The 13,860-nt window shown below is 62.4% G+C and carries 16 protein-coding genes; 14 read left to right on the top strand and 2 right to left on the bottom strand.

Features of this window, described 5'->3' with window-relative positions:
- Positions 1-33 precede the first annotated feature (33 nt).
- A complete protein-coding gene (locus tag V9F06_05190; protein MEI2617030.1) occupies positions 34-780 on the bottom strand; it encodes a fumarylacetoacetate hydrolase family protein in 747 nt (248 codons plus the stop codon).
- A gap of 216 nt (positions 781-996) precedes the next feature.
- Between V9F06_05190 and V9F06_05185 the strand changes: the two genes are divergently transcribed.
- From V9F06_05185 to V9F06_05160, 6 genes are all read left to right on the top strand, one after another.
- Complete coding sequence (locus V9F06_05185) at positions 997-2,259, top strand: glycosyltransferase (protein MEI2617029.1); 1,263 nt, start codon at positions 997-999, stop codon at positions 2,257-2,259.
- A gap of 3 nt (positions 2,260-2,262) precedes the next feature.
- On the top strand, positions 2,263-3,369 hold the full coding sequence (locus V9F06_05180) for an arginase family protein (GenBank protein ID MEI2617028.1): 1,107 nt from the start codon (positions 2,263-2,265) through the stop codon (positions 3,367-3,369).
- Positions 3,347-4,429, top strand: coding sequence for a hypothetical protein (locus V9F06_05175; protein MEI2617027.1), 1,083 nt, complete (start codon positions 3,347-3,349; stop codon positions 4,427-4,429). The genes V9F06_05180 and V9F06_05175 overlap by 23 nt, the downstream gene beginning before the upstream one ends.
- A 306-nt stretch (positions 4,430-4,735) precedes the next feature.
- Positions 4,736-5,215 (top strand): CBS domain-containing protein, encoded by a 480-nt coding sequence (locus V9F06_05170; protein MEI2617026.1) that lies wholly within the window; start codon positions 4,736-4,738, stop codon positions 5,213-5,215.
- An 81-nt stretch (positions 5,216-5,296) separates the two neighbouring features.
- Entirely contained in the window at positions 5,297-6,061 is a 765-nt protein-coding gene (locus V9F06_05165; GenBank protein MEI2617025.1) for a CoA ester lyase, read from the top strand.
- A complete protein-coding gene (locus tag V9F06_05160; protein ID MEI2617024.1) occupies positions 6,061-6,264 on the top strand; it encodes a hypothetical protein in 204 nt (67 codons plus the stop codon). The genes V9F06_05165 and V9F06_05160 overlap by 1 nt, the downstream gene beginning before the upstream one ends.
- Here V9F06_05160 and ppk1 read toward each other — a convergent pair.
- Positions 6,261-8,426 carry a polyphosphate kinase 1 gene (gene ppk1 / locus V9F06_05155; protein ID MEI2617023.1) on the bottom strand — a complete coding sequence of 722 codons (2,166 nt, stop codon included), beginning with the start codon at positions 8,424-8,426 and terminating at the stop codon, positions 6,261-6,263. The two genes, V9F06_05160 and ppk1, sit on opposite strands and share 4 nt — an antisense overlap.
- A gap of 227 nt (positions 8,427-8,653) precedes the next feature.
- On the opposite strand from ppk1, the gene V9F06_05150 reads away from it, so the two are divergent.
- The 8 genes from V9F06_05150 to V9F06_05115 are packed head-to-tail and all read left to right on the top strand — an operon-like array spanning position 8,654 to position 13,812.
- Complete coding sequence (locus V9F06_05150) at positions 8,654-9,520, top strand: metallophosphoesterase (protein MEI2617022.1); 867 nt, start codon at positions 8,654-8,656, stop codon at positions 9,518-9,520.
- Entirely contained in the window at positions 9,517-10,230 is a 714-nt protein-coding gene (locus tag V9F06_05145) for a hypothetical protein (GenBank protein MEI2617021.1), read from the top strand. The genes V9F06_05150 and V9F06_05145 overlap by 4 nt, the downstream gene beginning before the upstream one ends.
- Entirely contained in the window at positions 10,227-10,928 is a 702-nt protein-coding gene (locus V9F06_05140) for a thymidylate kinase (protein MEI2617020.1), read from the top strand. The genes V9F06_05145 and V9F06_05140 overlap by 4 nt, the downstream gene beginning before the upstream one ends.
- A gap of 46 nt (positions 10,929-10,974) precedes the next feature.
- On the top strand, positions 10,975-11,292 hold the full coding sequence (locus V9F06_05135) for a hypothetical protein (GenBank protein ID MEI2617019.1): 318 nt from the start codon (positions 10,975-10,977) through the stop codon (positions 11,290-11,292).
- Positions 11,293-11,321: 29 nt separating this feature from the next.
- Entirely contained in the window at positions 11,322-11,807 is a 486-nt protein-coding gene (locus tag V9F06_05130) for a CHAD domain-containing protein (protein ID MEI2617018.1), read from the top strand.
- Positions 11,794-12,411, top strand: coding sequence for a CHAD domain-containing protein (locus V9F06_05125; protein MEI2617017.1), 618 nt, complete (start codon positions 11,794-11,796; stop codon positions 12,409-12,411). Before V9F06_05130 ends, V9F06_05125 begins: the two co-directional genes overlap by 14 nt.
- Positions 12,408-13,136 carry a metallophosphoesterase family protein gene (locus tag V9F06_05120; protein ID MEI2617016.1) on the top strand — a complete coding sequence of 243 codons (729 nt, stop codon included), beginning with the start codon at positions 12,408-12,410 and terminating at the stop codon, positions 13,134-13,136. Before V9F06_05125 ends, V9F06_05120 begins: the two co-directional genes overlap by 4 nt.
- Positions 13,129-13,812, top strand: a complete 684-nt coding sequence (locus tag V9F06_05115; protein ID MEI2617015.1) for a CYTH domain-containing protein — start codon at positions 13,129-13,131, stop codon at positions 13,810-13,812. Before V9F06_05120 ends, V9F06_05115 begins: the two co-directional genes overlap by 8 nt.
- Positions 13,813-13,860 lie beyond the last annotated feature (48 nt).

Raw genomic sequence — 13,860 nt, 5'->3', positions numbered from 1 at the left:
TCGGCGCCAAGCGCCGATGACCGTCAATCCCGATTACGATTGCGCGACGATCGGATTCTCGAGCGACCCGAGTCCGTCAACTTCCAGCCGCATGACATCCCCCGGATAGACATGGCTGAGCCCCTTCGGCGTCCCGGTCAGAATGACGTCGTCGGGCTCCAGCGACATGAACTCGCTGATGTACTCGATCAGCGCAGGGATATCGCGGACAAACATCGACGTTGTGCCGGTCTGCCGGAGCTCATCATTGACATAGGCCCGCAGCTCAAGCGCATTCGGGTCGTCGATCTCATCGACGACAAGATACGGTCCCAGTGGGCCAAACGTGTCGAATCCTTTCGCTTTGACCGGCGGGCGGAAGAAGTTGTGGACAAAGTCGCGCACAGTCACATCGTTCGCGATGGTATAGCCCCGGACATGATCCATCGCCTCGCCCGCGCGGATTCGCCGGCCTCCGCGCCCGATGACAACCGCGAGCTCTACCTCGTAGTGCATATACTCGATGTTGTCCGGCGCGATGACAGGCGCGCGATGTCCGATCAGTGACGTCAATGGCTTGAAGAACAAGGCCGGCTCTTCCGGCGACGCCATGCCGAGCTCCGCGGCGTGGTCAGCGTAGTTGAGCGCCAGACCAACAACCTTGCGTGGCGCAACCGGCGGTAGCCAGACGACGTCATCCGGACGATAGAGCCGCCCGCCGTTACCTCGGAGCAGCGAATCGCCTTCGATCGACTCGCCGGAATGAATCTCCCCATCGGCCGCGAATCGGACCAATCGCATGCAGTCTCCCCCTCGTCAAATCACTTTCGGATGCCCAACGCCGATTGTCGCGCAACATTGGATAAGATGACGCCGCTGCGCGGTGCGACGCCGTTAAACCGGCCGACGGACGCGCCGTTGAATCGACCGACCACAACCTGGAGGTTTCACTCTGGCTCACTCCCCGCGCTGCCATTGTAGACGACCCGCCGCGATCGGCAACGATAGGCATGGATCGTGAGTCGTCACGTCGTCGTCGTGGCGCCCTGGTTGCCATTGCCGGCAGACTTCGGCGGGGCGCTACGCACGTTTCATCTGGTTCGCGAGCTCGCTCGGCGGGACGAGGTGACACTGCTGTGTCCGGCGCGTTCCGACGAGCTTCCGCGGGCGATTGAGCTCGGCACAATCTGCAACGTGACGACCGTCCCGGCCACTTGGACACCGCGCCACCCGGCGAGTTTCGGCAAGCGGCTACTACAGTTCCGCTCAATCGGAAGTCGCCAGTCCTTCCTCGAGAAATCGACCTGGTCGACGCAGCTGCAGCGAGTCCTCGACCGCCTGTTTCTGACGACGCAGGTGGATCTGGTCCATTACGAGTCGACACGGATGGCGCTCTTTCGCCCGCCAACTGCGACCCCGACGGTCATCGACGCGCACGACATCGAAATGACGCTCCTGACGCGCGTCGCTCACGCGGCAAGCGGGGATATCGAGCGCGCCCTGAAGCTTGCGGAGGCACGGAAAGTCGGATGGCTGGAGCGACGGCTCTGGGCCGGCAGCGACCTCGCGATCGCCACATCGGATCGCGATGCCGCGGCGATCGAAGCCTCGACCGGCCAGATAGCACGCGTCGTGCCAAATGGAGTGGATGTCGCCTCATTCTCTCGCCCGTCGGATTGGGCGCGGCGACGCGATATCGTATTCACTGGTGTGATGCGGCACCAACCGAACAGCGACGCCGCCCGCTGGTATCTCGACGAGATTCACCCGCTCGTCCAGCGAACTGCTCCGGATGTCCGTGTCGTGTTCGCGGGCGCGGACCCGCCGTCGTGGTTGCTGGATCGGGCCACCAACGACGTCGTCGTTACCGGCCGAGTGGCCGATATCCGACCATGGATCTGGTCGGCGGCAGTTGCGATCGTGCCGCTGCGGTCGGGTGGCGGGACACGATTGAAGATCTTCGAAGCGCTGGCCGCCGGCACGCCCCTGGTTTCCACCACAATCGGCGCGGAGGGTATCAACGGGATCGCGGATGCAATCCTGTGCGCCGATGATCCGGCGGCGTTTGCGCGCGCCGTCGGCGCAATCCTGTCAGACGAGACGCTCGCGACGCGACTGAGCGAGAATGGGCGGCGCCTTGTCGGCTATTACGACTGGGGAACGATCGGAAATCAGCTCGCATCCGCACATGACGAGGCGGTCGAACGGTTCGTTTCGAAACATCGTGACTCCGACACAACCCCCCTCGATTGGTCCGGCCGATTGTGGAAGAAAGGTTGAGGCATGAACGATTCAGTCAGGTGGCCGCGCCGGCCGTCCGATCCGGTGGTGTCAATGCAGCTCCCCCGGCACTATGGGAGTGTCCCGACGCTTTTCGGATCTCCTCCTGCCCGGTCAGCGGGAGATCTTGCCGGCGCCGATATCGTCTTCCTTGGCGTCCCCTGGCAGGCGCCGGTGCCCGACTCGCGAATCGGCGCGGCCGGCTCGAACTACTTCGGCACGAACCTGACGCCGAGCACCTTTCGGACCAACTCAGTCAAGTACGGCGGCTACCTCCCTGAGCTCGACATTGACGTATTCGAGCGACTGCGGCTCATGGATTATGGGGATGTCGAAATCTCGAACGATCATGCCGTGACATTCGACACCACCATCGCTCGTGTAAAGGAGATCGTCCGGGCAGGAGCGATACCGTTCACGCTGGGCGGCAATTCCGGCCCATCGACCTGGGGGGTGCTCAAGGCGATCGCCGAGGAGGCGAGGGGACCCGTCACTGTCATCAATTTCGACGCGCACCACGATAACCTGACGGGTGAGATCGACGAAGATGATCCGAGGATGCCGCGTTGGGGTTCCACCTGGGCGCGTCGGATCCTCGATCTGCCCAACGTCGAGCCTGCGCGCTATACCCATATCGGCTTGCGCGGCCCGCGCAACGACCGGGAGGTGATCGACCGCTTCGTGGCCAAAGGGGCGCGTCGCGAGAACATCTTCACCTACTGGCAGATCGCGCGCGCCCGTCGCGAAGGGTTCGAGGAATGGATCGCGTCGGTCGTGCGTCCCCAGATCGACGGCGCAGATCGTGTCTGGGTAGCAGTCGATCCCGACGTGCTGGACATGGGCGCGACCGGGGACTTCGGCGACGAACCGCTTGGCCTGCACGTTGCCGAGGTGTGCTGGGGTGCATACGAGATTGGCAGGGCAGCCGGCCGGGCCAGATTTGGCGGCATCGCGTTCATGGCGGTACCGTTCGACGCGATGAAGTTGCACTGGATCATGATGTACATCTTCCTCTATGCGATGGCGGGTGTCGTTGCGGCAACCGATGATGCAGGGCGCCACGGTCAGGCAGGAGAATCCAGCCAGGATGACGACCCGACGAGCCGATAACCACGAGAATGTCGAGTCCTTCCATCTGCCCGGCGGCAACTTGCTCTCCGCCGCGCTTGACCGCCAGGTCATGATCTGGAGCGACCGGGGCGGCGCCAGCCGCCACATCGGCGACCGTTGGGCGATCCGCTCCGATGAAGCGTTACGAAATTCTGTCGGGAGGACTTGGCCGGTTCCACACGATGAACCGTTTGAGATTCTCGACATTTTGCGGCTCGACGACGTCGCCGAGGTCTCGCGCGAGGCCAACCTGCATCATCTCGAGAATCCTGATTTCCTGCTGCTCGGCACGCAGAGCGGTGACGGCGGGCCTGTTCTTCAGGCAGTCGACGCGAAGTTCGCGCCCGATCGGATCAGGCCGAGTCAGGTCAGCGCGGAAATCGTCAGCAACCTGCTCCAGTTGGGCGGAGCGGCACACAAGATCGTCGTCGACGCGGTTGCGGCGCATGGACTCAGCACGCCACGGATTGTGCGCGGGGTATTCGTTTCCCCGGATTCGCAGATGAGCGATGTTCTGCTACAACGGGTCACCACCGGCAGACGCGCCACTGTCGATCGAGCCGAAGTCGTGACGATTCCTCCACACCCCGGCAGCCTGTTCGCCGGCCTGCCGGAAAGCAGAGTCATCGGCGCGCTCGCGCGAATCGACGCGTTACCCGTGACACCGCGAGACAACCTCATTTCGGCGATCTATTACTTCAGGCTGAGCTGTGCCTGCTTCCATTTCTGGGGAGAGGAGCATCGTCCATTCCTCTCGACGACCCCACCACCGCCGCCAGAGCCGGGGCGTGTCGCGGCGATCATCAGCGCACGCGCCGAGGGTGCCGATAGCGCATTCGAGCTCGTGGACAGGTGGGCGATCGCTATCGAGCCACAGGTGCGCGCCCGCGCTGCTGTCAGTGAGGTCGCGACGCTGCCTGTGCGCATCCGTGAGCTTCGGTCGGAAATCGAGAGTGCCGGCCTCGGTGAGGACAACAGGGCGCTCCGTATCGTGCGTCGCGATCTTCGATCTCGCATTCCGAGCGCGTCTTCACGATATTACCGGCGATATCCTGGCTGACGACCCGCGACCGCTTACCCAGATCCTCGACGATGTCGCTCACGCTGCGCGAAGCCTTCGCGAGGAAATGCTCGCGTTGATGCACGAGAGCATCATGAAAGCCCGCGCCACGCTCGCCGACAGCACGAACGGAGGATAGTGACGTGCTGCGCCAAGGCCTTGCCCCCGGCGCGGCAATGATTCATGATTCAGGTATCGCACGGGCGTATGGCGTCGATCGGAGGGATCAGCGGCGGACCCAACGCCCCTTTCTCCGTCGCTTTACCTGGACGCCTGAAGAGCAGGCAGGACGAAGGAGACGATCGGATGTCGACCGCCACACGCATCATCGTCGGCGAGATCATGACTCGCGATATCATCACCGTCACTTCTGACACCACAACGGAGTCGGCGGCAAGGACGCTATTCACCCAGCGTATCTCGGGGATGCCTGTCGTCGAAGATGGCCGGCTGGTCGGCCTGGTGACTGAGTACGACATCATCGCCAAGGAGGGCCAGACTGTCGGCGACATCATGACGCGCGACGTCGTCACTGTCAGCGAAGATACGGACGCCGAAGCCGTCGCCCAGATTCTGACGAGCCAGCATGTCCGGCGCGTCCCCGTCGTACTCGACGGTCGAGTGACCGGCATCGTGTCCCGCTCCGATCTCGTGCGTCTATTCGCGCTGACGCGATGGTCGTGCGAAGCGTGTGGTTACTACACGCGTGGCTTCGAGCGGCTCAGTGTCTGCCCGAAGTGCGGCGGCAAGTCGATCATCCTCGAGCGCGAACCGCCGGGCTCGTAATCGACATGTCAGGCTGGCTTCCACGGTCGCTGCTGTTCGTTCCCGGTCATCGAGCGGCAATGCTTGCAAAGGCAGCCGACCGTGGCGCCGACGCCATCGTCTTTGACCTGGAGGACAGTGTCCCGGTCGCACAGAAAAGCTGCGGCGAGGGAGATGGTGGCCAGCGCTCTCGCGGCATGGCCGGCCAACTCACCCGTCCGCCGCTACGTGCGAATCACGCCCCCGCGCTTTCAACAGGTGGACCTCGATTTGCAGGTTATCGCCATGTACGGGGATGTCGGTGTCGTCGTCCCGAAGGTAGATCGGGCAATTGAGCTCGCATCGGTCTGTGATGCAGCGGCCGGCCGGGAAATCATCGTCAATGTCGAGACGCCACGAGCAGTGCTACACGCGGAAGAGTTAGCGAACGCTCGGGGGGTTACGGGGTTGTTTCTCGGCGGTGAGGACCTGAGTGCGGCCTTGGGCATGCGACGCACGCCCGAGGGTCACGAGCTTGACGCCGCTCGTTGGCAGATTCTGCTGGCGGCTCGCGCGGCTGGCATCGCCGCGTGGGATGCGATCTGCCCTGAATTCCGGGATCTTGGGATCCTGACGCGCGACTGCGCCACTGCCGCCGCGATGGGCTTTGACGGCAAGTTCGCGATCCACCCGGCCCAGATTCCCGTCATCCATGCCGCATACACACCCTCCCCGGCCGAAACGGAACAGGCCGCTCGAATTGTCGCAGCCTTCGATGCCGCGGTCGCGGAGGGGGTCGGCGCAGTCGAGGTGGATGGTCAGATGGTCGATCCACCCGTTGCAGAACGGGCGCGATCGCTCCTCCAGCGCGCCGGGATCACGACGTGATGAACAACCCGGAAGACGAGGCCGGCCTGAACCACGAGATCGCGGCCGCTGAACGGCGTCTGGCCGAGGCGCTGGACGATCTCGAGCGTGCTCGCGCAACACTCAGCCAGCGCGAACGAGAACTACTCGGGCTGCTTCGTCGCGCCGGCCGGCTGCCGGAGCCAGAGGAAGCCGACCAGCCGGATATGCTCTCAGACAGCTAATCGGGGTCCTGTCGCGCGGTGATGAACGCGCGCGCGGCGGCGCTGGGCTCGTAATTCAAGTGGACGAGCTGGGAATCGAGCGCGGCTTCGCCGTCTTTCGGAGTGAGGCGCACATACGATCCATCCCGCTGCAATTGCCTTGCGCGGACGTTATCGTGCAGCTGAAGCTCCAGAATGCCGTCACGGAGCCGCTCGAGAATCGAGCGATCCTCGATTGGAAACAGGATTTCGACACGGTAATCCAGATTCCGCCGCATCAGATCGGCGCTGCCGGCATACATGCATTCGGAGCCATCCGCGCCCGCATGCTGGAAATAGAACAGCCGGACATGCTCCAGGAATCGTCCGACAATGCTGATGACCCGGATATTTTCGCTGATTCCGGGGAGGCCGGGGCGCAAGACGCAGATTCCGCGAATGATCAGGTCGATCTTCACGCCGGCCTGTGCGGCGCGATAGAGCGCCTCAGCGATCCAGTAGTCGGACAGCGCGTTTGCCTTGAGGATGATGCGGCCTTTGGATCCGTGCTCCATCTCGCGCTCGATCAGATCGATGAGTCGCGAACGCAGGTTGACCGGCGCGACGAGCAGCTTCCTGTACTCAGACTGGTTTGAGTAGCCCGTCAGAAAGTTGAAGATGTCGGCGACATCAGCGGCAATATCCGGGTCGCAGGTCATCAGGCCGAGATCCGTGTAGATACGAGATGTCGCGACGTTGTAGTTGCCCGTCCCGAGATGCACGTACTGCCTCAGATCATCCCCTTCGCGCCGGACGACAGTCGCCACCTTGCAGTGCGTTTTCAGCTGCTGCAGACCGTAGGCGACGTGGATGCCCTCCGCCTCCATCGACCGAGCCCAGTTGATATTGCTCTCCTCGTCGAATCGGGCCCGCAGCTCGACCAGCACTGCGATCTGTGTCTCGTCGTCGCGCGCTTCCATGAGAGCATCGACCAACGGCGAGTGTGCTCCGACCCGGTACAGCGTCTGCTTGAACGCCACCACATCGCCATCACTGGCCGCCTGCCTCACGAAGTCGACCACTGGCGTGAACGAATCATAGGGATGGTAGAGGAGGACATCCTGGTGCCGTATCGCCTCAAAGATCGACTCGTGCTGGCTGAGGACCTCGGGATAGCGCGGCACGAACGGCTTGTCTTTGAGCATGGGTCGATCTACAGAGTACAGCTTCATCAGATCCGCCATGCCGTGTGGGCGGTCGAGCACGTAGACATCCTCTGGAGAGGCGCTGAGTTGAGCAGCGAGCCAGTGCCGCAGATCCTCTGGCATCGACGACTCGACGGAAAGACGGACCGGAAAGCCGAAGAGCCGCTGGTCCAGCTCACGCTCGATTACCTTCAGGAGGCTGTCGCCGGTGCTCGCTGCGATCTCGAAATCGGCATCGCGGATCACGCGGAATGAATGGCTGCTGCGGATAGTCTTGCCAGGGAAAAGCTGGTCAAGATTCGCCTCGATGATCTCCTCCACCATCACGAAGCGCTGCTTCCTGCGTGAGGAGACTGGCAGGTTCCCGTCGGCATCGGGAACCGCGACGAATCGCGGCAAGATCGACGGAATCTTCATTCTCGCGATATGGCTTCCCCGCTCGTCCTCCACGACGATCAGGAGATTCAGGCTCCGATTGGAGATATGTGGGAATGGGTGGCCCGAATCGACTGCCAACGGTGTCAGGATCGGGAAGATCTGCCGCTCAAAGTATCGAGTGAGCGCCTTGCGATCCCGCCCGGTGAGGCGAGAATAGTCTTCGATGAAGATGCCATGCTCACGCAGAGCCGGCACGATCTCTTCATGCCAGCAGAGACGCTGTCGCACCGACATTTCGGTGACCAGAAGCTTGATCGCGGCCAATTGCTCGGCCGGCGACAGCCCGTCGCGCGCGGCTGTGTCGTCTCCGGCGCGCACCTGTCCCACGATGCCAGCGACGCGGATCATGAAGAACTCATCGAGGTTGGAGGAGAAGATCGCAAGGAACTTCACGCGCTCCAGCAGAGGGTTACGCTCGTCGAGCGATTCCTCCAGCACGCGGCGATTGAACTCGAGCCAGCTCAGCTCGCGATTGAGATAGAGATCTGGCGATCGCAGCGCGCTCGTGCTCGACCGCTCGCGGTGTCGCGTTGCCACGTTACGATGTCGTTTCGTCTTCATCGGCGCGAATCCCCGACGGCTCCACCAATCGCGCGACCGCAGCGCCTCGTCACGGAGCGTTCGACACTGGCTGAGCCTGCGTACGAATAGTATCGCAACGTCGATCGCCCCTGCCGGTTGTTCGAACAGTTTCGACCTCCTCTGGCCGGCAACGAACGTGAATCGACGGTGGTTCCTGCGATCGAGTTCGATCCCGCGTATCATGAAGAGGTCGAGCGGCAATCCCTGTGACGAGAGCGAGCAATACCCTGCGTATCGTGCAACTTTCCGATTTCCATTACGCACCCGGCCCCGAGTGCGATATCGGCCTGGATCTCGTGCGGCGTCTAATGGACGAGCTTCTGCCCGATCTGATCCTCGTCACCGGAGACCTGTCGCGAAATGGATTACACAAGCAGTTCGTTCCAGTCATCGATTTTCTGGCCTCCTACGGGATGGATCGCGTGCGAGCGATCCCGGGCAATCGCGATTACCTGGCCGGCGGAACGGGTCCGTTACGTCCGGCGGATTCAGACCTCAACTACTTCCTCGAAGCGCCGGATACGGCTATTGACGACCCCGCGACATCAAGCGACAAGGCAACACCGTTTCTTGAGTTCTTCGACGATGTTGATTTCTTCGATCGCACCCGAGAGCTGTGCATCGTCGGCCTCGATAGCGAGCCCGTTATTCCGGATGAATCGCTGCGCCGTGGCATTGCGTTCCTTGAAGGCTCTTCGTCGAAGCTGACGCGTGTGTTCTGTACGCATCGCTCCCTCCTGCCGGTGCCGGGCAAGAAGGTGAAAGAGGGAGACATCCTGCCAAACGCTGGCGATATCCTGGATGAGCTGATGACCGCTGGCGTCGATCTCGTGCTTTGCGCCCATCTACACCGCGTGCACGCCTGGGAACTGTGCCGCGATGGACGAACGATGGCGGTCGTCAACGCGCCGTCCCTGCTCGATCGCTCACCGGGCAAGGAAGTCGGCCTGCTGTCGTACGATATCGAGCGTCGTGGTCAGCTGCGAGCAACGTTCCACTCACTAGCCGACAAGCCACCACGCATACTGGTCGATACAACAGTTCGCGCCAAAGAGAAGAGACGCTCGGGATGACGATCGCCAGCTGGTCTCTTAGCCACCTCGATCCCGCGTACCCTTCGTCCTGGGTACATCATCAGTATCCCGGGGTGCTCATTACCGTCGATGGAGTCGATGGCGCTGGTCGCGAGACTCAGCTGGATCTGCTGGACACCTGGCTTCGAGTCCAAGGTTACGGCGTCGTGAGAACCGCATGGAACTCGTCCAAACTCGTCTCACGAACGATCGCTGAGGCACGCCGCCAGCGGACGCTGACTGCGCGCACGTATTCGATCCTCCACGCAATCGACATGGCCGAGCGTCAGGAAGTTGAGGTAATACCGGCGCTTCGCGGTGGCTACGTTGTGCTGGCCGACCGCTACGTCTGCACAGCCTTCGCGCGGGACATCGCCCGAGGCGTCGATGCGGACTGGATCCTCAACTTGTACGGCTTTGCAGTGCGCCCCGACCTCTCGATCTACCTGCGAATCGACGCGGAGACGTCGATCGACCGCGTAATGGGGATCGCGGGAGAGGCAACGATCGAAGAGGCCGACGAACGGGCCGGCGTCCGCGGGCCGCTGGGATCATTTCTGCAATTCCAACAGCGGGTCATTGCCGAATATGAACGCTTTGTGCGTCCTTTCGACATGGTGCCGCTCGATGCCCACGACCCAGTTCGTCACCAACAGCTAGAGTTGCGGCAGATCGTTGCGGGTATGCTGGAACGGATGGATGGCTCGTGAGCGCGCAGTCAACGGTCTCTACGTCAACCACCTCGTCCCCGTCCAAACTGCCCGGAACACTCCTCGTCGTCGAAGGCATCGATCGATCGGGCCGCAGCACCCAGATCGCACTCCTCATCGACTGGCTCCGCAGACGGCACATCGAACCGGTGCGGACAGACTGGAGTACGTCTCCCCACATCTCGAAGGCGATCCACAAGGCAAAGGCCGCAGGCGAATTGCGTCCGATTACGTTCAGCCTGTTTTATGCAGCCGACTTCACCGACCGCGTTGCGAACGTCATCGTGCCGGCGCTCGAGCGTGGCGATGTTGTGGTGGCTGATCGTTATGTCTATACTGCGTTTGCCCGCGACATCGCGCGCGGAGCAGACCCCGGCTGGCTGGAGACACTCTACGGCTTTGCCCCTCCGCCCGACGCCGTTTTCTACCTTCGTGTCCCGCCAGGAGTGACCCGGCAACGCGTGCCAAGCACTCCCAGCAAGTCGATAGACCGCTATGAGGCCGGGCTGGACCTCGGGCTGAGCACCGACCCGGATGAGTCATTTCAGCTCTATCAGCAGCTCGTGTTCGATGAATTCGAACGGCTCGCGCGCGAACATTCGTTTACGGTGATTGACGGCACGGAGGACGTCGATTCCATCGCGCGGCGCATTCGGTCGAAAGCCCGGGAGGTTCTCGGGGCGCGTCCAAACACCTGAGTGTTCGAGGACGGGATCGCACGGCAAGGAAGCGGAGGCTCGCAGAATGGCGAAGAAAAACAAAGCACAAGAGGATCGCGAAGGACAGAACAAGATCCGCAAGGCAGAGCGAAAGCTCGCTGCGGCCCTGGCCGATGTAGACAAGGCCCGCGCTCGCGTCGCCAGACGTGAAAGTAAGCTGAGCGGACTACTCCAGAAGTACGGCAGCGCGGATACCAGTTCGATCGAGCCAGAAACCGACGAGACTGCGGACGGAAACAACAACAGCGACGACGCGGCCGGCAAGCTCGAAGCCCCTGGCGCCGACCACCTACCGATCGAGCTGCGTCCCACAGCGGAAGATCAGGCAATCGAGCCGTCCTGACCGGTCACTACTGACGAATGGAAGCGCACATGGCCAAACGAGATCGTATCGATGGCCTGAGTGGATCAACCGAGTATCGGTTCGCCATCGGGCGAGTGATCGAAACACGGTTCGATGAGATGATGCTCCACCGCGCTGGCACGCTCCTGGGGCGAGATCCCGAACAATTGCACGACATGCGCGTCGGCTCCCGCCGACTGAGGGCAGCGATGGATGTCGCGACCGACTGTTTTCCCCGACGGCGCTATGGTTACTACCACCAGACGATCAAGCGGCTCACCGACGTGCTCGGCGGGGTTCGGGATTGTGATGTGCTGCGTGAGACGCTCGTTGCCTACCGGCGAAGCCGGCCGACAGCCGAGCACCCCGCAATCAATCGCATGCTCCGCGATCTCCGCGTTGAGCGCGATGCGCGCAGGATCGACATGATCGCCTTCTTCGAGACGCTTGACGCGGACCGGTTTGATGTCCGTTTCCGTGGATTCCTGGCGGAGTATTCCCGTGGCGAAGGCTAAGCGGGTTCGCGGCATCCGTTGCAGCGCGTCATCTGCGCACAATGCCCGCCTGGTGATTCAGACTCGTCTCGACGAGATGTTGGCATTCGCGCCGTGGGTAGACGATCCGGCGAACGTCGAGGAGATCCATAATCTGCGTATCGCCGCCAAGCGCCTGCGTTACTCGCTCGAGCTATTCCGATTCGCGCTTCCGTCGGCCACAGGCGGGTTGATCAACGAGGTCAAGGAAATCCAGGAACATGTCGGCGACCTGCACGACGCAGATGTCATGATCGAGCATGTCCTGGAGGTTATTGCAGGCGATGCCCAGCGCAGATCAGCCCGTCTACTTGGCATCGCTTCGTCGGTCGATCGCGGCACGATCGCCCAGCGGCACCAGCGACTGAAGTCGGCCGCCGGCGCGGTCTCAACACCCCGAGACGATATCGCATTCTTCACGCTCATTGCCCACCGCGCGGAAGATCGAGACCGTGCATACGAAAAATTCCTCACCGCCTGGCGGCGACTATTGGAGAGCGACTTCCCCACCAGAGTGACGACAGTCCTCGACGAGGCGGTGGCGTTGGCAGCCATTGCTCACGAATCGGGCGAGACCGCGGGATGAGCGCCAGGTTGCGCGTCGCGGTGGTCACCGATATCCACGGCAATCTCGAGGCGCTGGAGGCTGTCCTCGCGGACATCGAGCGTCGCGGCCCATTCGATCGCCTCGTTGCTGGTGGCGACTACTGCCTGAATGGCCCGGATCCAGCCCGGGCGCTCGATCTGATCGTCGATCGTGCGGATATCATGCTCAACGGAAACACCGACCGCGATCTCGTCGATGAAGGCGTCAACGATCCGGAACTCGGCGAGAAGAAGCGTGCGTCGATCCAGTGGACCCGCGACGCTCTCGGGAGCGGCCGGCTCGCCATGCTGGCCCAACTTCCGCATTCTGACCTTGTTGAGACCCCGGGCGAGCCGCTTCTTGTCGTCCACGCCAACCCGCACGACCTCGACCAACATATATTTCCAGACATGACAGTCGACGCCGTCCGCACGCTCGTCGCGCCGTTCCATGCAGGAGTGCTGGTATTCGGACATCTCCATATTCCCTATCGACGTCGAATCGGAAAACTGCGCCTGTTCGATGTCGCATCCTGTGGCCTGTCACGCGACGGCGATCGCCGAGCAGCGTGGGGATCGTTCGTCTGGAGCCCGGACAACGGCTGGCGTGGCGCGATCCATCGCGTCGCCTACGATCACGGCACGACGGTCCTTCGGATGCTGGACAGCGGCATGCCACACCCCGATCGACGCATTCGCGATTTGCTGAGGGCCACCTATGACTGAACCACGCGAGATCGAAGCCAAATTCGAGATCGACGATCCCACGCCGTTACGCGAGCTCAAGAAGGCGCCTCCGCTTACTGTCGTCTCCGCAGAAGAGATCATTCAGGTGGACACCTATCTCGATACTCCGGACGGCGCGCTGCACCAAGCCGGCTCCACACTCCGGCTGCGCGAGAGCAGCGGACGATGGACGTTGACCTATAAGGGCAAGCGCGCGCCGAGCACGATCGGGCATGCCCACATCGCGTCACGAGTCGAAGTGAGCGAGCCCGTCACCGCGCAGGTCGCGGCGTCAATCCTGGCCGGCCAGCGCACGGAGACGCGCCTGCCTCCCATCACACTGGCAGGGACAGCAACAGGCGATGCGCCTCTCGTGCCAGTGGCGCGTATTGAGAACCACCGCACCGCGATCGGCCTTCTCGATGAGGCCGGCCGCGCCTACGAACTCGCTGTCGATGATTGCCGCGGAGAGCGCCTTTCGGATGGCCGCGTACTGACGTTCAGTGAAGTCGAGCTGGAGGCGCGAACAGCGGATCATGACGACTTACTGCGAGCAGTAGACGCGTTACGCACAGCCGTCCCCTCGCTGCGCCCGTCGGGCCAGACGAAGCTGGCCCGGGTGCTCAGCCAGGCTGCCGGCGGCGGGACATATAACTCGCACAAACGTTCGTATTGATGCTATGATGCCCGTCTGTCACACGGTCGGACAACCACCCGCCAGGAG

The organism is Thermomicrobiales bacterium (assembly GCA_037045155.1).
In the GTDB taxonomy this organism is placed as follows: Bacteria; Chloroflexota; Chloroflexia; order Thermomicrobiales; family CFX8; genus JAMLIA01.
This window is presented reverse-complemented; position numbering and strand designations above follow the sequence as displayed.